Source organism: Caldovatus sediminis, assembly GCF_014644455.1.
Classification (GTDB): domain Bacteria; phylum Pseudomonadota; class Alphaproteobacteria; order Acetobacterales; family Acetobacteraceae; genus Caldovatus; species Caldovatus sediminis.
In genome coordinates this window covers 159718-182741 of record NZ_BMKS01000004.1, presented here as the reverse complement: position 1 = coordinate 182741, position 23024 = coordinate 159718, and the positions used below count along the sequence as shown (strand labels likewise).

Here is a 23024-nt window from a genome sequence, read left to right as displayed (position 1 = left end):
CCGCGCTACGGCATTCGCCGGTCCGGAAGATGGCTCGTTTGCGGCGTCCCTGTCCTTGCTGTGGCGCCTTCGCCGCGGCGCGCCCGCTCGCTGCACCCGCGGTTGACGTCCGCGGCCCGCCGCTTGCGTCCGCGCCCGAACCGGCCGGCGTATTCGCCAAGCGGGGCCGGGCGTCGCTAAAGAAGGCGGCGCTCCGGACCAGGCGTCCGGGCCGTCGTCCCGAGGACCCGCGCATGGCCACCGCGATCGAGATCGGCGTCATCCTGTTCCTGGTGCTGCTGAACGGCGCCTTCGCGATGAGCGAGCTCGCCCTCGTCTCCGCGCGCCGGGCGCGGCTGCTGGCGATGCAGCGGCAGGGCCGCGCCGGCGCCGCCGCGGCGCTCCGCCTGGCGGAGGAGCCGCAGCGCTTCCTGCCCACGGTGCAGGTCGGCATCACCCTGGTCGGCATCCTCGCCGGCGCCTTCGGCGGCGCGCGCCTCGCCGGCACCCTCGCCGACGCGCTCCGCGGGCTCCCGCTCGTCGGCGTCAAGGCCGAGGCGATCGCCCTGGCCCTGGTGGTGCTGGCGATCACCTACCTCAGCCTGATCCTCGGCGAGCTGGTGCCGAAGCAGCTTGCGCTGCGCAACCCCGAGCCGATCGCCGCCCTGGTCGCGCGCCCGCTCGCCACCCTGTCGCGCCTGTCGGCGCCGCTCGTCTGGTTGCTCGGACGCTCCTCCGAGCTGGTGATGCGCGCGCTCGGCGTCTCCCGCCCGATAGACCAGTCGGTGACGGAGGAGGAGGTGAAGGCCGTCGTCGCCGAGGGCGAGGAGGCCGGCGCGCTGGAGACCGAGGAGCGGCACATGATCGAGCGCGTGCTCCGCCTCGCCGACAAGCCGGTGCGCGCGCTGATGACGCCGCGCACCGAGCTCGCCTGGCTCGACCGCGCCGCGCCGGCGGAGGAGATCGCCGCGCGCATCCGCGCCGCCCCGGTCACGCGCTTCATCGTGGCGGAGCGGCGCATCGACAACGTGCTCGGCGTCGTGGCGGCGAAGGACCTGCTCGACCAGCTCCTCGCCGGCGAGCCGCTGTCGCTCGCCAAGGCGCTGCGCCAGCCGATGGTGCTGCCCGACACGCTCTCCGCGCTGGACGCGATGCAGCGCCTGCGCGGCGACGCGCTCGGCCTCGCCCTGGTGATGGACGAGTACGGCAGCTTCGAGGGGGTGGTCACGCCCTCCGACCTGCTGGAGGCGATCATCGGCGAGCTCGGTCCCGCGGCGGCGCCGGTCCCGGGCGACCGGGGGCAGGAGGCGGTGCGCCGGCACGACGGCAGCCTGCTGCTCGACGGCATGATGCCGAGCGACGAGCTGAAGGCGCGGCTCGACCTGCCCCCGCTGCCCGCGGAGGGCACCTACCACACGGTGGCGGGGCTGATGCTCGCGCTGCTGCGCCGGGTGCCGAGGGAGGGCGACCGCATCGTCTGGGCCGGCTGGCGGTTCGAGATCGTGGACATGGACGGCCGGCGCGTGGACAAGGTGCTGGTCACGCGAGAAACTCCGCAAGCATAGCGCGAATCGCTGACGGCTGGAAACAACCGGGAGCGCGAATCGGCTCGGCGAACGACGAGCACAAGCCGTACAGCGATCTCGGCCTAGCGAAAACGGCTCTAGCCGCGCCCGCACTGGCGCCCCGGGCGCCGGCCGCCCCCTCCGCCCAGGACGCCGGGCCGGCGACGGCCGCGCCGCGGGGGACGCGCCTTCGCGACCTCAGCCGGAGAAGACCTGCTCCAGCCTCTCCAGCACCGCCCGCTCGGCCGCCGAGACCCGGCGGCCGAGGCCCAGGAACCCTCCCGCCGCCTCGGCGACCCGGCGCGCGCGGCCCACCACCTCGGCCTTCAACGCCTGCCGGGCCGCGTCGTCGAGGCTGGCCGACACGGCGCGGGCGTAGTCGGTCCAGGCGGCGACCAGTTCGCGCGGCGGCGGCTGCTTGAGCCACCGGTCGAGCAGCTCGCAGTCGACCTCCCGGCCGCCCGTCCCCGCCGTTTCCGCCGCCGCGGCGAGCACGGCCTCCCGCTCCTTCTCCTCGATGCTGCCGTCGGCCCAGGCGACCATCACGAGAGGCACCAGGGACAGTGCGGCCAGCGTGTCGCTGCCGAGGTCGAGGGCGACGAGCCGCTCCAGCACCGCCTCGTCGCTGATGCCCGAGGCCGCGGCGAGCGCCTGCTTGCGTGCCTTCGTCTCGTCCGCCTGGCGCAGCCGCTGCCGCAGCCTTTCGTTCTCCTTCGCGAAGAAGGCCTCTTCCAGCGCACGCTTGCGGTCACCGAGGAACTCGTCGCTCATCTCGCCCTCCGACGGGGAACAGCGCGCCCATCCTTTTCCGGATGCGCGGCGGGAGCAATCGCCCCCGGGAAGGCCGCGCCCTCCGGCAGCAACCGCCGTCCCTAGGCGCCGCTCTCCGGCGCCGCTGCGGCGGGAAGCGATTCGGCCGCCGCATGCGCCAGCGTGTCCACCACCAGCGCGGTGCCGCGCACGCCGACCACGCGCACCACCTCGCCCTCCCGCAGCGCGGCGCCGCCGGCCGGCAGGGCCAGCCACTCGCTGTCGCCGACCCGCACGCGCAGCTCCGGCCCGGCCGCCGACACGACCAGGGCGGTGCGGCCGACCAGGCCGGAATCGGGCGTGTTCACGCGCGGCCGCGGCAGGCGGCCGCCGCGCAGCCTCAGCGCCACCGCGATGCTCGCGGCCAGCAGCACGAGGAATACCACCACCGCGTCGGCCAGCCCGGCCGCCGGCGCCACCATCAGGTAGAGGCCGGTCCCGATCGCCGCCAGGCCGATCCAGAGGAGATACACGCCGGGCGCCAGGATCTCGGCGCCGAGCAGCAGCAGCCCGACCAGGATCCAGGCCAATCCGGGATTGAGCGACAGCCAGTCGCCCATCGCGTTCAGGCCCGGCTCCAGGGCGAGCCCGAAGTCGGCGATGGAAGGGTCACCTGCGCAAGCGCGGGGGGCGGGGGCGGAGGCGCCGATGGCCGCGACCCGGCCCCGCCTCCGCCGCCCCCGCCACCCGGGCGCGGGGCGGACGGCCGCGGGCCGGAGGATGGCGGCGCGGCGCCCCCACCGCCGCCCGGCCCCCGGAAGAGCTCGAGGGCCTGGCTGATGCCGGCGGCCAGCGCGGTGGCCTCCATCGGGACGATCACCAGCTTCTGCGCGTTGTTCTGGGCGAGCTGCTCGAACGCCTTCACGTACTTGTCGCTGATGAAGTAGCGCAGCGCATCGGCGCCGACGCCGCCCGCGACCTCGGCGACCATGCGGGTGGCCGCCGCCTCGGCCTCGGCGAGCCGCTCGCGCGCCTCGGCGTCGCGGAAGGCGGCCTCGCGCCGACCCTCGGCGGCGAGGACGAGGGCCTGCTTCTCGCCCTCGGCCCGCTTGATCTCGGCCTCCCGCTCGCCCTCGGCCCGGGCCACGGTCGCGCGTCGCTCGCGCTCGGCGGTCATCTGCAGGTTCATGGCGCGGACCAGGTTCTCAGGCGGCTCGATCTTGCGGATCTCGACGCGCGAGACCTTCACGCCCCAGGGATCCGTCGCGCCGTCGAGGATCGAGAGCAGCGAGGAGTTGATACGGTCCCGCGAGGACAGGGTCTGGTCGAGGTCCATCTCGCCGATCACCGCACGGATGTTCGTCATGGCCAGGGCCGAGAGCGCCTGGGTCAGATCCTGCACCTGGTACGCCGCCTTGGCCGGGTCCATGACGCGGTAGTACACGATCCCGTCCACGTTGACGGTCGCGTTGTCGCGCGTGATCACCGCCTGCTCTGGGATGTCGAGCACGACCTCCTGGACGTTCATCTTGCGCCCGATCCGGTCGACATAGGGCACGATCCAGTTCAGCCCCGGCTGCAGCAGCCGCGTGAAGGCACCGAAGCGTTCGACCGTCCACACCGAGCCCTGGGGGACCTGCTTGACCCCTTTGAAGATGGTGAGGACGGCGAGCAGGATCAGGACGATCCAGATGAGGTCGGCACCCGAGATCGGCATGGGTCACTCCGCGCTCACAATGACCGCAAGGTAACCTCAATCTCTCGCGACTGCGAGCCCGACTCGCACGGCCCGGCGCCGGCGCGCTACACCGCGGGCGAGGGCGTACACCGAGGGAGGACTCGCATGGTGGAAGGGGCATCCACGCCGCTGCCGGTGGAGCTGGCCGGGCTCCGGGTCGCGATCAGCGCCGGCGCCGGCGGCATCGGGCGGGTGATGGCCGACAGCTTCGCCGCCCGCGGCGCGCGGGTCTTCGTCTGCGACGTGGACGCCGAGGCGCTGGCCGCCTGCCCGCACCCCCATCTGCGCGCCGACATGGCCGAGGTCGCGGAGTGCGAGGGCTTCGTGGACGCCGCGGTGGACCACCTCGGCGGCCTCGACGTGCTGGTCAACAACGCCGGCATCGCCGGCCCGACGGCGCGGGTCGAGGAGGTGGCGCCGGAGGACCTCGAGCGGACCCTCCGCATCGACCTCGCCGCGATGTTCCACTGCGCCCGCCGCGCCGTCCCGGCGCTGCGCGCGGCCGGCGGCGGGGCGATCATCAACCTCTCCTCGGCGGCGGGGAAGTTCGGCTTCCCGCTGAGGAGCCCCTACGCCGCGGCGAAATGGGGCGTGGTGGGCTTCACCAGGTCGCTCGCCGCCGAGCTCGGCCCGGACGGCATCCGGGTGAACGCCATCCTCCCCGGCCTGGTCGCCGGCGAGCGCATCCGCCGCGTCATCGAGGCGAAGTCGCAGGCGCTCGGCGTGCCCTTCCGCGAGCAGGAGGAGAAGCTGCTCGCCGCGGCGTCGCTCCGCTGCTACGTCACGCCGCACGACATCGCCAACATGGCGCTCTATCTCTGCTCGCCCTTCGGGGCGACGATCAGCGGCCAGGCGCTGAGCGTGGACGGCGACCTGCAGTACCTGGGCTGAGGCGCCGGCGCGCTCAGGCCGCCGAGCGCCGCTTCAGCCGGTCGGCGAAGGTCTTGCGGAACTTCGCCACCTTCGGCGCGATCACCGCGCGGCAGTAGCCGCTCCACGGGTTGCGCGCGAAGTAGTCCTGGTGCTCCGGCTCGGCCGGCCAGAACGCGCGCGCCGGCAAGAGTTCCGTCACCAGCGGCGCGCCCCAGACGCCCGCCTGCCCGACCTCGCGCATCACCGCCTCCGCCGTGCGGCGCTGCGCCTCGGAGTGGTAGAGGATGATCGAGCGGTACTGCGGCCCGACATCGGCGCCCTGGCGGTCCCTGGTCGTCGGGTCGTGGATGGCGAAGAACACCCGCAGCAGGTCGGCGTAGGAGACGACCTTCGGGTCGAAGGTGATCTGCACCACCTCCGCATGCCCGGTCCCCTTGCCGCAGACCTGCTCGTAGGTGGGGTTCGGCACGTGCCCGCCGGCGTAGCCGGAGACCACGCGCCTCACGCCCTCGAGGTCGCGATAGACCGCATCGAGGCACCAGAAGCAGCCGCCGCCGAGCGTGGCGACCTCCTCCTCCCGATCCGCTGCCGTCCCCGGTTCCGCACCCTGCTGCGCCGCCATGCGTCCGCCTCCCGCCGCTCCGGCACTGCCCAAGATGGGGAAGCCGGCGGGGCCTGGGAAGGCTCCGCCACGCCCGCCCCGGACCTGCCGCCCCGGATCAGGCGACGAACAGGAAGTCCCCCGCCACCAGGGCCGCCTTCTGGACGTTCTGCAGTATCCCCCGATCCCCTTCGCCGAGATCGATCACCAGGTCGGCCCCGGCCTGCCGCGTGGCGGCGCGCAGCTCCTCGAAGCTCCTGATGCCGGTGCCGCGCAGCTCGATCCGGTCGGTCCCGGGAATGAAGTCGGTGATGGTGTCCACGCCGCCGCCGCGCGCGAGGACGAAGGTGTCGCGGCCGGCTCCGCCGGTCAGGATGTCCCGCCCGGCGCCGCCGAACAGCGTGTCGTCGCCGGCCCCGCCCTGGAGCGTGTCGGCGCCCGTGCCGCCGATCAGGAGGTTGTCGAGCGCATTGCCGATGCCGAGCCGCGCCGGCCCCTCGAGCCGCAGGTTCTCGATGTCGGCGGGCAGCCGATAGCCCTCGCGGAGGCGGACGATGACGGTGTCGGTGCCCTCGCCGGGCAACTCGATCACGAGGTCGTCGGGATGGTCCACGACGAAGGTGTCGTTGCCGGGGCCACCATACATCACGTCCGCGCCAGGGCCGCCGTCGAGCCAGTCGTGGCCATCGCCGCCGGTCAGCGTGTCCGAGGCCGCCCCGGGACCGCCGAGGAGGACGTCGTTGCCCTCCTGCCCGAACAGCCTGTCCCGGCCGAGACCGCCGTCGAGGGTGTCGTCGCCGGCGCCGCCGAGCAGGTAGTCGGGCCCGTCCTCGCCGAAGACCAGGTCGTTGCCGTCCATGCCGTAGATCGTGTCGCGCCCGTCGCCGCCCCGGATTGAATCGTCGCCGCCGAGACCGATCAGCAGGTTGTCCAGCGCGTTCCCGATCAGCGTGTTGTTCTCGTCGTTGCCGACGCCGTAGCTGCGGTTCGGCGCGGTGGCGGCGATCACCAGCGCCTCGACCGAGGGCGGGAGGCGGTACCCGGGACCCTCCACAAGGACGATGTCGAAGCCCTCGCCGGGCAGTTCGACGATCCGGTCCAGCTCGCTGTCCACCACGTAGTAGTCGTTGCCCGGGCCGCCCAGAAGGGTGTCGGTCCCCGAGCCGCCGAACAGGAGATCGTTGCCGTCGCCACCGGCCAGCCGGTCGTCGCCCGGTCCACCGAACAACCGGTCGTCGCCCGGCCCGCCGAACACCTGGTCGTCGCCCGGCCCGCCCAGCAGCGTGTCGTCGCCGCCGCCGCCGCGCAACGTGTCGGCCCCGCTGCGCCCCTCGAGGAGGTTGGCGAAGCCGTTACCGACGAGGAGGTCGCCGCCGGTGCCGCCCCACAGGCCCTCGATTCCGGTCAGCGTGTCGCCGCCCGGCCCGCGACCGGTGGCGAGCGAGACCGTCACGCCGGACGCCGCCCATGAGTAGTCGGCGATGTCGAAGCCTGCGCCGCCCTCGATCAGGTCGGCCCCGGGGCCGCCTGCGAGCACGTCGTCGCCCGCACCGCCGATCAGCCAGTCGTCCCCGACGCCGCCGGTCAGGGTGTCGTCGCCCGCACCGCCGCGCAGCATGTCGGCGAAGGCGCCGCCGATCAGGAGGTTCGCTCCGGACGAGCCGGTCATCCGGAGGGAGCCGGGGCTGACCGCGCCGTCCACCGCCTCGAAGCCGATCGCGATGCCGCCGCCGCCGACCTGGTCGGTGCCGTCCTCGCGCAGGACCACAGCGCCGACGCGCCAGTCCGCCGGCAGCACCAGGAGGTCGTAGCCTTCGCCCCCGTCCACCCAGGGGTCGCGCGGATCATAGACCACCGTGTCGTCGCCGGGACCGGCATCGATGCGGTCCGCACCCGCGCCACCGTCGAGCCGGTCGTTGCCGCTGCCGCCGAACAGGGTGTCGGCGCCCGCGCCGCCCTCGAGCACGTCGTTGCCGTCGCCGCCGTAGGCGAGGTCGTCGCCCGTGCCGCCGCGCAGCGTGTCGGAGCCGCGGCCGCCATACAGGCTGTCGTTGCCGGCCTCGCCGGCCAGGAGGTTGCGGTCCGTCGCCGCGTCGGTCTCGGCGTTGTCGTAGCCCTCGGCGAACAGCGCGTCGCCGCCGTCGCCGCCGCGCAGCGTGTCGGAGCCGGTGCCGCCCCAGAGCAGGTCGTCGCCGTCGTCGCCGAACAGCCTGTCGTTGCCCGGCCCGCCCTGCAGCCGGTCCGGACCGCCGCCCCCGTGAAGGGTATCGTCGCCGCGCAGCCCGAACAGGTGATCGGGGCCGGGTCCGCCGGTCATGCTGTCGTTGGCCAGGCTGCCGGCGCGCCCGAGGAAGGTACCGGCGACGAAATCCTGCTCGCGCAGCCGGTTGGTGCCACGGATGCGCACGACCATGTCCTGCGCGCCGAGCACCGAATCGCGATCGAGGTCCGCCACCAGCCAGCCGCCCACCTCGACGCCGCCCTCGACCAGCGGCAGCCAGAAGACCTGGACGTAGCCGTCGCCGACGTCCTTGCCGGACAGCACGAAGCCGAGCGGCGGCTGATCGCCGCGTCCGGTGACGTCGAGCGGCGGGCCCGAGAAGGGCACGCCGCGCCACAGCAGCGGCATCGGCCCGTCGGGCGTCATCACGAAGCCGTCCGCGGAGTCGAAGCCGATCCGATCGCCCTCGGCCGGGGCGAAGTCCTCGATGAGGTCGGGCGCCGCGCCGCTGGAGGCGGGCGCGCCGGGCAGGTGCAGCTCGACGACGAAGAGGTCGGCGTCGGCGCCGCCGATCAGGGTGTCGCGCCCGGGGCCGCCGACGAGCGTGTCCTTGCCGGGCCCGCCGACGATGCGGTCGTCGCCCGCGCCGCCATGGAGCCAGTCGGCCCCGGCGCCGCCCTGGAGCGTGTCGTTCCCGGCATCGCCGTAGATCAGGTCGCCGTCGGCGCCGCCATCGAGGAGGTCGTCGCCCGCCCCGCCGAACAGGCTGTCGTTCCCGTCCTCGCCGAGCAGGGTGTCGCGACCGTTGCCGCCGATCAGCAGATCGTCGCCCGGGCCGCCGAGCAGCAGGTTGCGGTGCGCCGGGGCGTCGAGGATGAAGGGGTCGCTGTCCTCGGCGTAGAGCGTGTCGGGGCCCTCGCCGCCGCTCAGCGTGTCGCCGCCCGGGCCGCCGCGCAGGATGTCGCCGTGCTCGCCGCCGTCGAGCAGGTCGTCGCCCGGGCCGCCCCAGAGCTGATCGGCGCCCGGGCCGCCCAGGATCGTGTCGTTGCCCCCCTCCCCCCAGGCGCTGTCGTCGAGGGCGCCGCCGACGATCAGGTCGTCGCCGGACCCGCCCCGCCAGCCGGCGATCTCGGCGAGGAAGTCCGCGGCCAGGAGGCGGTCCGGCGATTCGCCCTCCGCCGGGGCGAGGCGCAGAAACAGGTCGTTCGGCCCGATCCGGCCGTCGTCGTCGGCGTCGAGCCAGATCCGGAACGGCGCCGCCGCGTCCTCCGGATCGTAGCGCCAGACCAGGTCGGCGAAGCCGTCGCCGATCATCGGCTCCGGCAATTGCGGCGGCCCGCCGTAGCCGCCGAAGTCGAAGGCGACCGAGGCCAGGCTGAAGGCGATCGGCCGGCCGAGGCGGAGCGCCGGGGGCAGCGCGATCAGGTCGCCGCCCGGCGCGCCGGCGCCCTCGAAGTCGAGGATCCGGTCCGGCGCGGCGGGCGCGCTCTGCCCGGCGCCCGGCTCGGTGTAGAGGAACAGGTCCTCGCCGGGCCCGCCGCGCAGCAGGTCGGCCCCGGCGCCGCCGATGAGGGTGTCGTCGCCGGGCCCGCCCGCGAGGCTGTCGTTGCCCGCGCCGCCTTCGAGCCGGTCGGCCCCGCCGCCGCCGAGCAGCGTGTCGGCGCCCGCCCCGCCCAGCAGCGCCATGGCGGTGCCGAGCACCGCCCGTCCGTCCAGGTGCAGCGCATCCTGGGCCTGGAGTTGCCCGGTCGCGTCCACGGTGAACGTGGCGCCCGGCGCCGGCGTGGCGGTGGCGGCGGTGGCGTCGTCCAGCACCAGCCGCACCGGACCGCCGCCGCCGACGAGGATGCGCTCGATGCCGGTGACGGTGGCCGGCCCGAAGGTGACGTCGAGCGGCCCGGCGAGCAGGAGCGTGTCGGTCCCCGGGCCGCCATCGAGCCGGTCGCCGGCGTCGAGCGCGGTGCCGGCGACCAGCCGGTCGTCGCCCGCCCCCGCGGCCACGACATCCGCCCCGCCCTGGAGGATCGAGAAGTAGTCGCCGCCCGCCCCGCCGAGCAGCGTCTGCGGCCCGACCGCGTCGAATCGCGCCACGCTGCCGTCGGCGAAGACGAAGTTGGCGTCGCCGAGCGCCGTCACCGCGCCGAGATCGGCCAGGCGCACCCAGAGCCCGCCATGGGCGACGAGCAGGTCGCCCCCGGCGACCGAGAGGCTGAGCCCGGCGGCGGCGAAGCCGATGGAAAAGGCGAGCTGGTCGCGCGCCGGGTCGAATGCGATCCGCGTGCCGGCGACGCTGGTGAACGCGAAGACGGTCATGGCCGCGACCGCGGGCCCCCATCCGTGCGCGCGTGCCTCCTGCACGCCGCGGCGCGCCGCTTCCCCCTGCGCGCCCGGCGAGCAGGGCACGGATCGGCTTAACGAAACGTCAACGCGGCGGGCGAGGCGGGCAGGGCCGGACGCGGTTGCGCGATGGCGGCCGGCATCGCATCGTGCGCGCCGATGCGCGGCGATCGGCCGCCGCCCGTCCACGCCGCGATGGGGCGCGTGCAACCGCGGTGGGCCCGGAAGCTCCCGGTCCGGCGCCCGGCGGCGCATCGCCCCGCGCGCGGCGCGACCCGGCGCCGCGATGCGCGTTTCCCTTCCCTCGCGAGGAGCGTTCCGCCATGCCGGGCCTGAAGGCCGCCATCCTCCCCGTCACGCCGTTCCAGCAGAACTGCGCGCTGCTCTGGGACGAGGACGCGAAGCGCGCCACGGTCGTGGATCCGGGCGGCGACGTGGACCGCATCCTCGCCGCCGTGGCGCAGCTCGGCGTGACGGTGGAGCGCATCCTGCTGACGCACGGCCACACCGACCACGCCGGCGGGGCGGCGGAGCTGAAGGAGCGGCTCGGCGGCGCGGTCGAGATCGCCGGGCCGGCGGAGCAGGACCGCTTCCTGCTCGACGCGCTGCCGGAGCAGGGCGCGCGCTTCGGCCTCGACTGCCGCGCGGTGACGCCGGATCGCTGGCTCGCCGAGGGCGACCGGGTGACGATCGCCGGCATCGCGTTCGACGTGTACCACTGCCCGGGCCACACGCCGGGGCATGTGGTGTTCGTCGCGCCTCGGGAGGGCGTGGCGGTGGTGGGCGACGTGCTGTTCCGCGGCTCGATCGGGCGGACCGACTTCCCCTACGGCGACCACGCGGCGCTGGTGCGCAGCATCCGCGGCAAGCTGTTCCCGCTCGGCGACCACATCGCCTTCCTGTGCGGTCACGGGCCGGGCAGCACCTTCGGGGCGGAGCGGCGGACCAACCCCTTCGTCGGGGACGCGGCGGCGTCCGGATGAGTCGCCGCCGCGCCCGCGCCGATCCTCAGACCCGCTCCACCACCATCGCGATCCCCTGCCCCACGCCGATGCACATCGTCGCGAGGCCGTAGCGCGCGCCGCGCCGGTGCAGCTCGTGCACCACGGTCTGCACCAGCCGCGCCCCGCTCATGCCGAGCGGGTGGCCGAGCGCGATGGCGCCGCCGTTCGGGTTCACGTGCTCCGCGTCGTCCGGCAGGCCGAGCTGGCGCGTCACCGCGAGCGCCTGGGCGGCGAAGGCCTCGTTGAGCTCGATCACCGCGATGTCGGAGAGGGCGAGCCCGGCCTTCTCCAGCACCTTGCGCGTCGCCGGCGCGGGGCCGATGCCCATGATGCGCGGCGGCACGCCCGCCGTCGCCACCGCGACGACGCGCGCGCGCGGCGTCAGCCCGTGCTTCACCGCCGCCTTCTCGCTGGCGACGATCAGCGCGCAGGCGCCGTCGTTCACGCCCGAGGCGTTGCCGGCGGTGACCGTGCCGCCCTCCTTGCGGAAGGGCGTCGGCAGCTTCGCGAGCGCCTCGAGCGTCGTGTCGGGCCGCGGGTGCTCGTCCTTGTCCACGACGAGCGGGTCGCCCTTGCGCCGCGGGATGGTGACCGGGACGATCTCCTCCGCGAAGCGCCCGCTCGCCATCGCCTTCCCGGCGCGCTGCTGCGAGCGGAAGGCGAAGGCGTCCTGGTCGGCGCGGCTCACCTGGAACTCCTCGGCGACGTTCTCCGCCGTCTCGGGCATCGAGTCGATGCCGTACTGCGCCTTCATCCTCGGGTTGACGAAGCGCCAGCCGATCGTGGTGTCGTAGATCTCGGCGGTGCGCGAGAAGGCCTCGGTCGCCTTGCCCATGACGAAGGGCGCGCGGGTCATGCTCTCGACGCCGCCGGCGACCATCAGCTCCGCCTCGCCGGCCTTGATCGCGCGCGCGGCGATGCCGACCGCGTCCATGCCGGAGCCGCACAGCCGGTTCACCGTCGCGCCGGGGATGGTCTGCGGCAGGTCTGCGAGCAGCAGCGCCATGCGCGCGACGTTGCGGTTGTCCTCGCCCGCCTGGTTGGCGCAGCCGAGGATGACATCGTCCACCGCCTCCCAGTCCACGCCCGGGTTGCGCTCCCGGAGCGCCTTGAGCGGGATGGCGGCCAGGTCGTCGGCGCGCACGGCGGCGAGCGCGCCGCCGTAGCGGCCGATGGGGGTGCGCGCGGCGTCGCAGATCAGGGCTACGGACATGGGCGGTCCTCCGGTTGGATGAGGGGCCGTACACCGGGGCGAGAATGACGTCCAGCGCGCCGAATTGCCCAAAATGCCGGCACGGAGCGCGCCCACGAGGCAGAGACCTCCGGGCATCATGGCGCATTGCCCATTTTTCGTTCGGCACGGCTCTTGCTCGGGAAGGGGCGGCTACAGGCACGCCCCGGACTGTCCGCTCGCAGGAACCCGCCGATGCGCCGACCCTCCGCCCCCTTCACCCCAGCCTGCCCCTGCGGCCGCGCCCATGCGCCAGGCCTCGCCTGCGGCGAGCCCGTCGCCGCCGACGGCACCGGCGCCTATGGCGCGGCGGTGGAGGACGCCGTGCTGCGTGCCGTCCTGCCGCAGCCCGCAACCCGTCGCCGGCTGCTCGCGCTCTTCGGCGCCGGGACGGTGCTGGCGGCGATCGAGGCGGTGCTGCCGCTCGCCGCGGCGCGCGAGGCGCTGGCCCAGCCCGCCGGGCCGCCGGAGAAGCGCGACCTCAAGATCGGATTCATCCCCATCACCTGCGCCACGCCCATCATCATGGCGCATCCGATGGGCTTCTACGCGCGCCATGGCCTGAACGTGGAGGTCGTGCGCACCGCCGGCTGGGCGGTGATCCGCGACAAGGCGATCGCGCGCGAATACGACGCCGCGCACATGCTCTCGCCGATGCCGCTCGCCATGAGCCTCGGCGTCGGCGTCGCCGCCCCCGTGTCCTGGGCGGTGGCGGCGATTGAGAACACCAATGGACAGGCGATCACCCTCGCCACCAGGCACAAGGAACGGCGCGATCCGGGCACTTGGCGCGGCTTCCGCTTCGCCGTGCCCTTCGACTTCTCGATGCACAACTACCTGCTGCGCCACTACCTGGCCGAGCACGGGCTCGACCCCGACCGCGACGTGCAGATCCGCGCCGTCCCGCCGCCGGAGATGGTGGCCAATCTGCGCGCCGGCAACATAGACGGCTATCTCGGCCCCGACCCCTTCAACCAGCGCGCCGTGTTCGACGGCGTCGGCTTCCTGCACCTGCTCAGCCGTGAGCTGTGGGACGGGCATCCCTGCTGCGCCTTCGCCGTGCCGCGCGGCATGGTGCATGAGGCGCCCAACACCTTCGCGGCCTTGCTCCGCGCCATCGTGCAGGCCACCGCCCACGCGCAGGACCCGGCCAACCGCAAGGAGATCGCCGCCGCGATTAGCGGGCAGAACTACCTGAACCAGCCGCAGACCGTGGTCGAGCAGGTGCTGACCGGCACCTTCGCCGACGGCCTCGGCCGCGTGCAGCGCGTGCCGGAGCGGATCGGCTTCGACCCCTTCCCCTGGCGGTCCATGGCGGTGTGGATCCTGACCCAGATGAAGCGCTGGGGCCAGGTGCGCGGCGACCTCGACTATCGTCAGGTCGCCGAGCAGGTGTTCCTCGCGCTCGATGCCGGCCGCGCCATGCGCGAGCTCGGCATGGCGGTGCCGGAGGACACCTACCGCAGCCATACCATCATGGGCCGCGTCTTCGACCCGGGGCAGCCGGACCCCTGGGTGAACGCCCCGATCCGGCGGAGCTGAGGCGATGAGCCGTTCGACCCTCGCCGCGGCGCCGTTGTCGCTCGCCATGCTCGGCCTCGGCCTCGGCCTGTGGGAGATGGCTGCCGGCGGCGCCGCGCCCGGCGGCACGGCGGTGGATCCCGAATACGCCCGGCTCGTCGGCCAGGCGGCGGCGCAGGGCGGCCAGGCCCCCTTCCCGCGCCCGAGCGAGATCGGCGCGCGGCTGTGGGAGCTGCTCGCCGATCCCTTCTACCTCCGCGGCCCCAACGACCAGGGCATCGGCATCCAGATCGCCTATTCGCTGCTGCGCGTCGGCGCCGGCTTCCTGCTGGCCGCGCTGGTCGCCATCCCGCTCGGCTTCCTCGTCGGCACGAGCCCCCTGCTGCACGGCGCGCTCAACCCCTTCGTGCAGGTGCTGCGGCCGGTCAGCCCGCTCGCCTGGATGCCGCTCGCGCTCTACACCATCAGGGACAGCGCGGTTTCCTCCGTCTTCGTCATCTTCGTCTGCTCGCTCTGGCCGATGCTGCTCAACACCGCCTTCGGCGTGGCGAGCGTGCGGCGCGAATGGCTGAACGTGGCGCGGACGCTGGAAGCGGGGCGGGCCAGGACCGCGCTCCGCGTCATCCTGCCGGCGGCGGCGCCGACCATCCTCACCGGCATGCGCATCTCCATCGGCATCGCCTGGCTGGTGATCGTCGCCGCCGAGATGCTCGTGGGCGGCACCGGCATCGGCTACTGGGTGTGGAACCAGTGGAACAACCTGAGCCTCGCCGACATCGTCATCGCCATCCTGCTGATCGGCGTGGTGGGGCTTCTGCTCGACCGCATGCTCGGCGCGGTGGCGCACGCCGTCTCCTGGCAGGAGTGACGGCTTCATGACGCGCGCCTACGTCTCCGTCGAGGGCGTCTCCCGCACCTTCCCCGGCCACGCCGTGTTCCGCGACCTCTGGTTCGGCGTGGAGCGCGGCGAGTTCGTCTGCCTGGTCGGGCACTCCGGCTGCGGCAAGACGACGGTGCTCAACATCCTCGCCGGGCTGGACAAGCCGGACAGCGGCGGCGTGATCGTGGACGGGCGGGAGATCACCGGCCCGTCGCTCGATCGCGCGGTGATCTTCCAGGGCCATGCACTGATGCCCTGGATGACCGCGGAGGCGAACGTCGCCTTCGCCCTCTCCTGCCGCCACCCCACCTGGCCGCGGGCGAAGCTGCGCGAGGCCGCGCGCGCGGCGCTGGAGAAGGTGGGCCTGGCGGAGGCCGCCGAGCGCAAGCCGTCGCAACTCTCCGGCGGCATGAAGCAGCGCGTCGGCATCGCCCGGGCGCTGGCGCTCGATCCGAAGATCCTGCTGATGGACGAGCCGTTCAGCGCGCTCGACGCCCTGACCCGCGGCGCTCTGCAGGACGAGGTGGCGCGGCTGGTGGCCGAAGCGCGCCAGACCGCCTTCATGATCACGCACGACGTGGACGAGGCGATCCTGCTCGCCGACCGCATCCTTCTCATGACCAACGGGCCCGATGCGCGCTGCGCCGAAGTGGTGGTGAACACGCTGCCGAAGCCGCGCCACCGCGCGACGCTGCACCGGATGCCGGGCTACCACCGGCTCCGCGACCACATCCTCGAGTTCCTTCTGACCCGTTCGCGCACCCTCGCCGGTACGCCGCCGTCCGGTTGGGACCCGCGCGAGGTGCCCGTGGTGCGCCCGGCCGATGTCGCGATCGGCGCCGCCGAGACGGTGACGCCGCAGCGCGCCCTCGCCGCCGAGTGATCCGCCCATCCGACGAGGAGAGCCCCATGAACGACGATAAGGCAGCGCTTGCACGGAAGATCAGCAGGCTCAGGAAGAAGAAGGGCCTGAGCTGGGCGCAGGTGGCCGAGCGCATCGGCCGGAGCCCGGTCTGGACCGTCGCCGCCTGCCTGGGCCAGATGGCGATGGACGCGGAGACGGCGCGCCGGACCGCCGAGCTTTTCGGGCTGGACGCCGAGGAGCAGGCGCTGCTGGGCGAGATCCCCTACCGCGGCGCCCTGCCGCCGGGGCCGCCGACCGATCCCACCGTCTATCGCTTTTACGAGCTGGTGCAGGTCTACGGCGCCGCGTGGAAGGAACTGATCCACGAGGAGTTCGGCGACGGCATCATGAGCGCGATCGACTTCGAGATGACGATGGAGCGCCAGCCCGACCCGAAGGGCGACCGCGTGCGCATCGTCATGAGCGGCAAGTTCCTGCCCTACCGGCAGTATTGATCGCGACCGCACCTCGCCGCGCTACAGTGCGGCGAGGACCTCCCGCACGATCAGTCCGGGCGCCGGCGCCACCGAGACCGCGATCACGTCCGGCTCGCCGGCCGGGTCCTCGAGCGTCGCGAACTGGCTCTCCAGCAGGGCCGCGGGCATGAAGTGGCCCACCCGCGCCGCCAGCCAGTCCGCGATCGCCGCGAGCCACGGCCAACGGTCCGCATCCGTCAGCGGCGTGCCGGCGGCCATCTTCGCCACGTTCGCCGGCGGGTGGAAGGCGTCGCCGTCGGCGAAGGGCACGCCGAGCGCGGCAGCGAGCAGCGGCCCGACCGTGCTCTTGCCCGCGCCGGAGACGCCCATCACCACGATGCGCGGCGGCGTCACCTCGGCTCCTGATGCCCGCCGAAGCCCTTGCGCATGGCGGAGAGCACCTGGTCGGCGAAGCTCCGCTCCCGCCGCGAGCGGAAGCGCGCGTAGAGCGCCGCCGTCAGCGCCGGCGCCGGCACCGCGGTCTCGACGGCCTGCTGCACGGTCCAGCGCCCCTCGCCGGAATCGCCGACATGGCCGGAGAAGCCCTCGAGCGCCGGGTCCTCCGCCAGCGCCGCGGCGGTCAGGTCGAGCAGCCAGGAGGTGACGACGCTGCCGCGCCGCCACACCTCGGCGATGTCGGCGAGGTCGAGCGCAAGCCGCTCCTCCTCCGGCAGCTCGGGCGAGCCGGCGTGGCGCAGCAGGTCGAAGCCCTCGGCGATCGCCTGCATCATCCCGTACTCGATGCCGTTGTGGATCATCTTGACGAAATGGCCGGCGCCGTTGGGGCCGGCGTGCAGGTAGCCGCGCTCGACGCGCGGGTCGCGCCCCTCGCGATGCGGCGTGCGCGGGATGTCGCCGGGGCCCGGCGCCAGCGCGGCGAAGATCGGGTCGAGCCGGCGCACCGCCGCCTCCGGCCCGCCGATCATCAGGCAGTAGCCGCGCGCGAGGCCCCAGACGCCGCCCGAGGTGCCGATGTCGAGATAGTCCACCCCCTTCGCGCGCAGCGCGCGGGCGCGGCGGATGTCGTCCTTCCAGAAGCCGTTGCCGCCGTCGATCGCCACGTCGCCGGGCGCGAGCAGCCCGCCGAGCGCGGCGATCGCCTGCTCGGTCGCCTCGCCCGCCGGCAGCATCACCCACACCGCGCGCGGCGCGGCGAGCCGGCGCACCAGGTCGGCGAGGTCCGCCGCCGGCGCCGCGCCCTCCGCCGCCAGCGCCTGCACCGCCTTCGGGTCGCGGTCGAAGGCGACCACGCGGTGCCCGGCGCGCATCAGCCGCCGCGCGATGTTCGCGCCCATGCGGCCCAGTCCGACCAGCCCGAGTTCCATGCCCTCAGCTCCTCAGCGCCGCGCGCAGGCGGCGCATGAACCCCTCCTGCGCCGCCGGATCGAGCCAGCGCGCCACCACGACGAGCCCCGAGGAGGGCTCGATCCAGGTGAGGTTGCCCCCGGCGCCGACGGCGCAGAAGGCGTCCGGCGCGGCGGCCGGGAAGCGGCCGGCGGCGTTGAGCCACCACAGGAAGCCATAGTTGCGGTTCAGCGGACAGGGCGTGGTCGCGAGGTCGAACCACGCCGCGGGCAGCAATTCCCGCCCCTCCCAGCGGCCGCGATGCAGGGCGAGCAGCCCGATCCGCGCCTGGTCCTCGGCATGGATCGAGACGCCGCCGCCCCAGTGCGTCCCCCCCGGCACCGACTGCACGCGCCGCCCGTCCGCGAGCGTCACCCAGGAGGTCTCGTAGCCCTCCCAGCGCCAGTCGGCGGAGGCGCCGATCGGACCCATGATCCGCTCGGCGAACACCTCCGGCAGCGGCCGGCCGAAGCGGTGCAGCAGCGCGAGGCCGAGCGCGTTCACCCGCACGTCGTTGTATTCCCAGTGCGTGCCCGGGGCCTGCAGCGGCCGGTCGGGGTCCTTCCGCCCCTCCGCGCCGAGGTCGCGGCCGCGGTCTATCCGCTCGGACTTGCCGAACAGCTCGCCCTCCCACTCGGAGGTCAGGGTCAGCAGGTGCCGCCAGGTGACGGCGCCGTTGCGCGGCCCCGCGAAGGCCGGGTCGCGCACCGTGCGCGAGACCGGCTCGTCGAGGTCGCGGATCAGCCCATCGCCCCAGGCGAGGCCGGCGAGCAGGCTGAGATAGCTCTTCGCCACGCTGAAGGTCTGGTCCACCTGGCGCGTGTCGCCCCAGACGGCGACGCGGTGGCCGTGGCGCAGCACCAGCCCGTTGGCGGGCCCGCGCGGATGCACCGGGCCGACCGGCTGGTTGAAGGGGGGCGGGTCGAAGTGGCCGCGCGCCATCAGGGCGCGCAGGTCGCGCGGCCAGGGGGTCTCGTGCGCCGCGGCGAAGGCGACGGCCTCGGCCAGCGCCGAGGGGTCGAAGCCGGCCTGTTCCGGCGGCAGGGTGGTCCAGGCGCGGCCGCCCGAAGTCGCAGGCGGAGGGAAGGTCGGTGCGCTGTCCGGCATGAACGGGTCGTCTCCGCGGCGGTCCGGCGATGGGCAGGCCAACGACGATGCGGGAGGCGTCGCGCCTTCGCCAGGGGCGGACGGTTCCGGAGGCCGCGCGGATGGACGCCATTTCACGAATTTCTGATTCTCACAACTCCGTGAACGTGGTAGATTGCATGCGTTCGGGCATTGCCTTGGACGTCTCCTCCCAGGTTCTTCGGAACCGCCTTGCGGGCCGGGGGCGCAAGCCCCCGGCCCCCTTTTCCCGGGGCCGGCTTCGCCGCGCCGCCCGATGGCCCGGGATCACGCCTCCAGCAGCGCGGCGCGGACCGCCTCCCAGCTCGCACGGTCCGGCGCGCCGATCAGCCCGCCGGTGTGCTCCAGCGGCGTATAGGCGCTGCCGTCGAAACGCGCGGCGTAGCCGCCGGCCTCGCGGTGCAGCAGCCAGCCCGCGGCGTGGTCCCAGGGCATGAGGCGGTGGTAGAGGAAGGCGTGGATGTGCCCGCCCGCGGCCAGGCGGTAGTCATGGGCGGCGCAGCGGTACTGCACCGCCGCCGCCAGCCGCGGCAGGTTCGCCGGGACCCGCGCCCGCAGCGGCGCCGGCAGGTAGGCCCAGGACACGGCGGCCACCATCCGCCCGACCGGCACCGGCTCGGCGACGCGCAGGTCGGCCACCCGCCGACCCTCGGCGTCCTCCACCCAGGCGCCCTCGCCGCGCAGCGCGACGGCGGTGTCGTCGCCTACCGGGTCGTGGATCCAGCCCGCGACCACCTCGCCGCGCAGGATCGCCGCCGCCATGCAGCCGAAGAGGGGCAGGCCGGCGGCGAAGTTCGCCGTGCCGTCCACCGGGTCCACGACGAAGGCGAGCTCCGCGTCGCGCAGCCGGGCGAGCACGCCCGGGTCGGCCGCCGCCGCCTCCTCGCCGACCACGAGGCAGCCCGGGAAGCGCGCGGCGAGCCCGGCCTCGATCGCCCGCTCCGCCGCCTCGTCGGCGTCGGTGACGAGGTCGAGGGGCCCGGTCTTGGCGCGCACCGCCTCCGGCGCGAGGCGGCGGAAGCGCGGCAGGATCTCCGCGCGCGCCGCCGCGCGCAGCAGCGCGGCGATGTCGGAGGCGGCACGCGCGTCGAGGCGCGGATGCGCCGCCGGCCCGCTCACGAGGCGTGCCGCTGCTCGAACCGCGCGCGGTCGGAGGGGCGCAGGCGCACGGTGAGGCGGATGGCGTCGTCGGAATCCTCGCGCCGGACCACCTCGCCGTGCTCGTAGAGCCAGGCGAGGCGCGCCCCGTCGGCGGGCGGGATGGCGTATTCGGCGGTCTCCAGCCCGGCGGCGAGCCGCTCGTCGAGGAGCCTCCGCAGCGCCTCCAGCCCCTCGCCGGTGAGCGCCGAGACGGCGATGGCGGTCGCCGCCTGTCCGGGCACCTGCGCCACGCCGCCGAGCAGGTCGGCCTTGTTCAGCACCTCGATGACCCGCGACGGCCAGTCCGCATCGAGCGCGGCGTCCGGCCCTTCCGCCATGTCCGCCAGCACGCGCAGCACGTCGGCGCGCTGCGCCAGCGTGTCGGGGTGGGAGACGTCGCGCACGTGCAGGATGACGTCGGCCGCCGCCACCTCCTCGAGCGTGGCGCGGAACGCCTCGACGAGCTGCGTCGGCAGCTCCGAGATGAAGCCCACCGTGTCGGAGAGGATCGCGGTGCGCCCCGAGGGCAGCCGGATCGCCCGCATGGTGGGGTCGAGGGTCGCGAAGAGCTGGTCCTGCGCATAGACCCCCGCGCCGGTCAGCGCGTTGAACAGCGTGGACTTGCCGGCGTTGGTGTAGCCGACGAGCGCGATCACCGGATAGGGCACGCGCTCGCGCGCGCGGCGGTGCAGGCCGCGGGTGCGGCGCACCTGCTCCAGCTCCTTCTTCAGCTTGACGATGCGCTCGCCGATCAGGCGGCGGTCGATCTCGATCTGGGACTCGCCCGGCCCGCCGAGGAAGCCGAAGCCGCCGCGCTGGCGCTCGAGGTGGGTCCAGCTCCGCACCAGGCGCGTGCGCTGGTATTCGAGGTGCGCGAGCTCGACCTGCAGCGCGCCCTCCTTCGTGCGCGCGCGCTCGCCGAAGATCTCGAGGATCAGGCCGGTGCGGTCTATGACCTTGCAGCCCCATTCGCGCTCGAGGTTGCGCTGCTGCACCGGTGAGAGCGCGGCGTCCACCACCGCGACCGTCACGCCCTGCTCGGCGACCGCCTGCCTGACCATCGCCACCTGGCCCTCGCCGAGCAGGGTGGAGGGCCGCGGCGCGCGCAGCGGGAAGATCGCGGTGTGGACGACCGTCAGCCCGATCGAGGCGGCGAGGCCCACCGCCTCGGCGAGCCGCGCCTCGGCGGCGCGCTGCGCGCCGCCTTCCATCGCCGCACCGCCGCCGCTCGGCGCGCGCTGCGGGCGTTCGACGGGCAGGACGACCGCGGCGCGGGTCGGGCCGCCGCCCCCGTCGCCCGCGGCCGGCCGGCGCAGGCCGTGCTCAGCCGCCACCGGCGTGGGTCACCTCGCGCTGGCCGCCGAGCCGCATCGTGCCCTCCCGCGCCGGCGCGGCGGCCGCGCCCTCGCGCTGCGCACCGGCCTGCGAGGCGCCCGCCGCGGCGGCCGTCGCGTCGAAGAGCTGGATCGGCGCGCCGGGCATCACGGTGCTGATGGCGTGCTTGTACACGAGCTGGGTGTGTCCGTCCCGCCGCAGCAGGACGGAAAAGTTGTCGAACCAGGTGATGATCCCCTGAAGCTTGACGCCGTTCACCAGGAAGATGGTGACGGGGGTCTTGCTCTTGCGGACGTGGTTCAGGAACACGTCCTGCACGTTCTGGGACTTCTCGGCGGCCACGGCGCGGTCCTTCTTGTTGTTCGTCGGGCTCCCAGAGGTCTGCCGGACGGGCGTCCCCTGCCCTGCCACTCCCCGGTCCCTCCACCAATGGCGATGTCAGCCGCGCTTGGCAAGACGCAGGAGGTGCGCGGCCAGCGCATGCCCGTCCGCGAACGCCGCATCGGGCGCCGCGTTGCCGAGGCCGCCGTCGTGCTCGGCCGCACCGAGCAGCACCGCGACGCAGCCTGCGGCGCGCGCCGCCTGCATGTCGAGCGCCGTGTCGCCGACGTACCAGACGGCGGGGCCGGCGGCGACGCCACAGGCCGCGAGCGCCAGACGCAGCGGCGCCGGATCGGGCTTGTCGGCGGCGGCGTCGCCGGCGCCGACGAGGGCGCGGAACCGGCTTGCCCAGCCGAGATGCGCCGCCTCGGCCCGCAGCAGGGCGCCCTGCTTGTTGCTCACCACCCCCTGCGGCGCGAGCGCGGCGGCGGCGCGGAGCGCCGCCTCGGCGCCCGGCATCGGCGCGAGCACGGCGAGGTGGCGGGCGCGCACCTCGGCATAGAAGATCTCGCGCGCGGCCTCCCAGTCGGGGCCGAAGATCTCCGGGAAGCTCTCGCGCAGCGAGCGGCGCACGCGCGCCCTCACCTCGACGAGGCTCCACTCGGGCAGGCCGAAGGCGCGGAAGGCGGCGTTGAGCCCGGCGGCGATCGCCGCCCAGCCGTCCACCAGCGTGTTGTCCCAGTCCCAGAGGATGGCCTCGGGACGGGGCAGCGCGTCCGGCGTCACCGTCGCCCTCACGCCGCGGCCGCGTTGCGCGGCGGGCCCTTCACGTGGCGCGCGAACAGGTCGAACAGCCGGCGCGCCACCGGCCCGACCGCGCCGTCGCCGACCGGCCGGCCGTCGAGCCGCGTGATCGGCTTCACGAAGGAGGTGGCGGAGGTGATGAACGCCTCGCGCGCCCGGCGCGCCTCCTCGACGGTGAAGGCGCGCTCCTCGCAGGGGATGCCGGCCTCGCGCAGCTCGGCCAGCAGCGCGCCCCGGGTGCAGCCGGGCAGGATCGCGTGGTCAAGATGGCGCGTGCGCAGCACGCCGTGCTCGTCCACGATCCAGAAATTCGTCGCCGCGCCCTCGGTGACGATGCCCGTGGCCTCGTCGTAGAGCACGGCTTCCAGGGCGCCCCGCTCCTTCGCCGCCTGGCGGGCGAGGACGTTCGGCAGCAGGTTGACGCTCTTGATGTCGCGCCGCGCCCAGCGCAGGTCGGGCATCAGGATCGCCGCCGCCGCCCAGGAGTCCACCTCGGTCGGGTAGGGCGGGATGCGCCTGATGGTCACCACCAGCGCCGGCGGCACGGGCTTCGACGGGAAGGCGTGGTCGCGCCGGGCGACGCCGCGCGTCACCTGCATGTAGAGCAGGCCCTCGGCCACGCGGTTGCGCCGCGCCACCTCGCGCAGCACGAGGCGCAGCGCGGCGCGCGGCATCGGCATCGGCAGCCTGATCTCGCGCAGGGACCGCTCCAGCCGGTCGAGGTGGCGGTCCTCGTCTATCAGGCGGCCGTCGTGGACGTGCACCACCTCGTAGATGCCGTCGCCGAACTGGTAGCCGCGGTCCTCGATGTTCACCGCGGCGAAGCGCTGCGGCAGGTAGCGGCCGTTGACGTAGGCGATGCGCGACATGCCCCC

21 protein-coding genes are annotated in these 23024 nt (G+C 74.3%); 7 read left to right on the top strand and 14 right to left on the bottom strand.

The genetic code is table 11. The annotated features are described in order from the left end of the window. The first annotated feature begins 233 nt into the window (after positions 1-233). Positions 234-1544, top strand: coding sequence for a hemolysin family protein (locus tag IEX99_RS08185; protein WP_188899533.1), 1311 nt, complete (start codon positions 234-236; stop codon positions 1542-1544). A 198-nt stretch (positions 1545-1742) separates the two neighbouring features. On the opposite strand, the gene IEX99_RS08180 is transcribed toward IEX99_RS08185, so the two are convergent. The 3 genes from IEX99_RS08180 to IEX99_RS08170 all read right to left on the bottom strand — a co-directional run bounded on the left by IEX99_RS08180 (position 1743) and on the right by IEX99_RS08170 (position 4011). Next, a complete protein-coding gene (locus IEX99_RS08180; protein ID WP_188899532.1) occupies positions 1743-2315 on the bottom strand; it encodes a hypothetical protein in 573 nt (190 codons plus the stop codon). 101 nt (positions 2316-2416) lie between these two features. Then, a complete protein-coding gene (locus IEX99_RS08175) occupies positions 2417-2914 on the bottom strand; it encodes an NfeD family protein (protein WP_188899531.1) in 498 nt (165 codons plus the stop codon). A gap of 5 nt (positions 2915-2919) precedes the next feature. Beyond that, the gene (locus IEX99_RS08170; protein ID WP_188899530.1) at positions 2920-4011 is read right to left on the bottom strand and encodes an SPFH domain-containing protein; all 1092 of its coding nucleotides are present in this window, start codon (positions 4009-4011) and stop codon (positions 2920-2922) included. 126 nt (positions 4012-4137) lie between these two features. Between IEX99_RS08170 and IEX99_RS08165 the strand changes: the two genes are divergently transcribed. Further along, positions 4138-4923, top strand: coding sequence for an SDR family oxidoreductase (locus IEX99_RS08165; protein WP_229677878.1), 786 nt, complete (start codon positions 4138-4140; stop codon positions 4921-4923). A gap of 13 nt (positions 4924-4936) precedes the next feature. Here IEX99_RS08165 and msrA read toward each other — a convergent pair whose 3' ends face one another. Together msrA and IEX99_RS08155 are read right to left on the bottom strand one after the other, a co-directional pair. Further along, positions 4937-5527, bottom strand: a complete 591-nt coding sequence (gene msrA, locus IEX99_RS08160; RefSeq protein ID WP_188899529.1) for a peptide-methionine (S)-S-oxide reductase MsrA — start codon at positions 5525-5527, stop codon at positions 4937-4939. A 97-nt stretch (positions 5528-5624) separates the two neighbouring features. Next, the gene (locus tag IEX99_RS08155) at positions 5625-10040 is read right to left on the bottom strand and encodes a calcium-binding protein (RefSeq protein WP_188899528.1); all 4416 of its coding nucleotides are present in this window, start codon (positions 10038-10040) and stop codon (positions 5625-5627) included. 347 nt (positions 10041-10387) lie between these two features. Between IEX99_RS08155 and IEX99_RS08150 the strand changes: the two genes are divergently transcribed. Continuing rightward, positions 10388-11047, top strand: a complete 660-nt coding sequence (locus IEX99_RS08150) for an MBL fold metallo-hydrolase (RefSeq protein WP_308421476.1) — start codon at positions 10388-10390, stop codon at positions 11045-11047. A 25-nt stretch (positions 11048-11072) separates the two neighbouring features. On the opposite strand, the gene pcaF is transcribed toward IEX99_RS08150, so the two are convergent. Continuing rightward, positions 11073-12281 (bottom strand): 3-oxoadipyl-CoA thiolase, encoded by a 1209-nt coding sequence (pcaF, locus tag IEX99_RS08145; RefSeq protein ID WP_188899527.1) that lies wholly within the window; start codon positions 12279-12281, stop codon positions 11073-11075. 213 nt (positions 12282-12494) lie between these two features. Here pcaF and IEX99_RS08140 point away from each other — a divergent pair, with 213 nt between their 5' ends. From IEX99_RS08140 to cynS, 4 genes are read left to right on the top strand one after another with little or no spacing between them, the layout of a single operon-like run. Continuing rightward, positions 12495-13841 (top strand): CmpA/NrtA family ABC transporter substrate-binding protein, encoded by a 1347-nt coding sequence (locus tag IEX99_RS08140; RefSeq protein WP_188899526.1) that lies wholly within the window; start codon positions 12495-12497, stop codon positions 13839-13841. 4 nt (positions 13842-13845) lie between these two features. Then, positions 13846-14688, top strand: a complete 843-nt coding sequence (gene ntrB, locus IEX99_RS08135) for a nitrate ABC transporter permease (RefSeq protein WP_188899525.1) — start codon at positions 13846-13848, stop codon at positions 14686-14688. A gap of 7 nt (positions 14689-14695) precedes the next feature. Continuing rightward, positions 14696-15583, top strand: coding sequence for an ABC transporter ATP-binding protein (locus IEX99_RS08130; protein WP_188899524.1), 888 nt, complete (start codon positions 14696-14698; stop codon positions 15581-15583). Between the two features lie 26 nt (positions 15584-15609). Next, positions 15610-16059, top strand: a complete 450-nt coding sequence (gene cynS / locus IEX99_RS08125) for a cyanase (RefSeq protein ID WP_188899523.1) — start codon at positions 15610-15612, stop codon at positions 16057-16059. Between the two features lie 21 nt (positions 16060-16080). On the opposite strand, the gene IEX99_RS08120 is transcribed toward cynS, so the two are convergent. From IEX99_RS08120 to IEX99_RS08085, 8 genes are all read right to left on the bottom strand, one after another. Continuing rightward, positions 16081-16434, bottom strand: a complete 354-nt coding sequence (locus tag IEX99_RS08120) for a gluconokinase (protein WP_308421475.1) — start codon at positions 16432-16434, stop codon at positions 16081-16083. Beyond that, positions 16431-17405 carry a phosphogluconate dehydrogenase (NAD(+)-dependent, decarboxylating) gene (gnd, locus tag IEX99_RS08115; protein ID WP_188899522.1) on the bottom strand — a complete coding sequence of 325 codons (975 nt, stop codon included), beginning with the start codon at positions 17403-17405 and terminating at the stop codon, positions 16431-16433. Before gnd ends, IEX99_RS08120 begins: the two co-directional genes overlap by 4 nt. Positions 17406-17409: 4 nt before the next feature. Then, complete coding sequence (locus tag IEX99_RS08110) at positions 17410-18531, bottom strand: serine hydrolase domain-containing protein (RefSeq protein WP_188899521.1); 1122 nt, start codon at positions 18529-18531, stop codon at positions 17410-17412. Positions 18532-18816: 285 nt separating this feature from the next. Next, complete coding sequence (locus IEX99_RS08105) at positions 18817-19668, bottom strand: inositol monophosphatase family protein (RefSeq protein ID WP_188899520.1); 852 nt, start codon at positions 19666-19668, stop codon at positions 18817-18819. Next, positions 19665-21023, bottom strand: coding sequence for a GTPase HflX (gene hflX, locus IEX99_RS08100; protein WP_373285168.1), 1359 nt, complete (start codon positions 21021-21023; stop codon positions 19665-19667). The genes IEX99_RS08105 and hflX overlap by 4 nt, the downstream gene beginning before the upstream one ends. Next, the gene (hfq, locus tag IEX99_RS08095) at positions 21013-21366 is read right to left on the bottom strand and encodes an RNA chaperone Hfq (protein ID WP_188899519.1); all 354 of its coding nucleotides are present in this window, start codon (positions 21364-21366) and stop codon (positions 21013-21015) included. The genes hflX and hfq overlap by 11 nt, the downstream gene beginning before the upstream one ends. A gap of 96 nt (positions 21367-21462) precedes the next feature. Next, entirely contained in the window at positions 21463-22143 is a 681-nt protein-coding gene (locus IEX99_RS08090; RefSeq protein ID WP_229677877.1) for an HAD family hydrolase, read from the bottom strand. Further along, entirely contained in the window at positions 22140-23018 is an 879-nt protein-coding gene (locus IEX99_RS08085; protein WP_188899518.1) for a D-amino-acid transaminase, read from the bottom strand. The genes IEX99_RS08090 and IEX99_RS08085 overlap by 4 nt, the downstream gene beginning before the upstream one ends. Positions 23019-23024 lie beyond the last annotated feature (6 nt).

What these genes read in the sequence shown, in the direction of transcription:
- IEX99_RS08185 (WP_188899533.1), top strand. Translation starts at nt 234, where the DNA reads ATGGCCACCGCGATCGAGATCGGCGTCATCCTGTTCCTGGTGCTGCTG.
- IEX99_RS08180 (WP_188899532.1), bottom strand. Translation starts at nt 2,315, where the DNA reads ATGAGCGACGAGTTCCTCGGTGACCGCAAGCGTGCGCTGGAAGAGGCC.
- IEX99_RS08175 (WP_188899531.1), bottom strand. Translation starts at nt 2,914, where the DNA reads ATGGGCGACTGGCTGTCGCTCAATCCCGGATTGGCCTGGATCCTGGTC.
- IEX99_RS08170 (WP_188899530.1), bottom strand. Translation starts at nt 4,011, where the DNA reads ATGCCGATCTCGGGTGCCGACCTCATCTGGATCGTCCTGATCCTGCTC.
- IEX99_RS08165 (WP_229677878.1), top strand. Translation starts at nt 4,138, where the DNA reads ATGGTGGAAGGGGCATCCACGCCGCTGCCGGTGGAGCTGGCCGGGCTC.
- msrA (WP_188899529.1), bottom strand. Translation starts at nt 5,527, where the DNA reads ATGGCGGCGCAGCAGGGTGCGGAACCGGGGACGGCAGCGGATCGGGAG.
- IEX99_RS08155 (WP_188899528.1), bottom strand. Translation starts at nt 10,040, where the DNA reads ATGACCGTCTTCGCGTTCACCAGCGTCGCCGGCACGCGGATCGCATTC.
- IEX99_RS08150 (WP_308421476.1), top strand. Translation starts at nt 10,388, where the DNA reads ATGCCGGGCCTGAAGGCCGCCATCCTCCCCGTCACGCCGTTCCAGCAG.
- pcaF (WP_188899527.1), bottom strand. Translation starts at nt 12,281, where the DNA reads ATGTCCGTAGCCCTGATCTGCGACGCCGCGCGCACCCCCATCGGCCGC.
- IEX99_RS08140 (WP_188899526.1), top strand. Translation starts at nt 12,495, where the DNA reads ATGCGCCGACCCTCCGCCCCCTTCACCCCAGCCTGCCCCTGCGGCCGC.
- ntrB (WP_188899525.1), top strand. Translation starts at nt 13,846, where the DNA reads ATGAGCCGTTCGACCCTCGCCGCGGCGCCGTTGTCGCTCGCCATGCTC.
- IEX99_RS08130 (WP_188899524.1), top strand. Translation starts at nt 14,696, where the DNA reads ATGACGCGCGCCTACGTCTCCGTCGAGGGCGTCTCCCGCACCTTCCCC.
- cynS (WP_188899523.1), top strand. Translation starts at nt 15,610, where the DNA reads ATGAACGACGATAAGGCAGCGCTTGCACGGAAGATCAGCAGGCTCAGG.
- gnd (WP_188899522.1), bottom strand. Translation starts at nt 17,405, where the DNA reads ATGGAACTCGGGCTGGTCGGACTGGGCCGCATGGGCGCGAACATCGCG.
- IEX99_RS08110 (WP_188899521.1), bottom strand. Translation starts at nt 18,531, where the DNA reads ATGCCGGACAGCGCACCGACCTTCCCTCCGCCTGCGACTTCGGGCGGC.
- IEX99_RS08085 (WP_188899518.1), bottom strand. Translation starts at nt 23,018, where the DNA reads ATGTCGCGCATCGCCTACGTCAACGGCCGCTACCTGCCGCAGCGCTTC.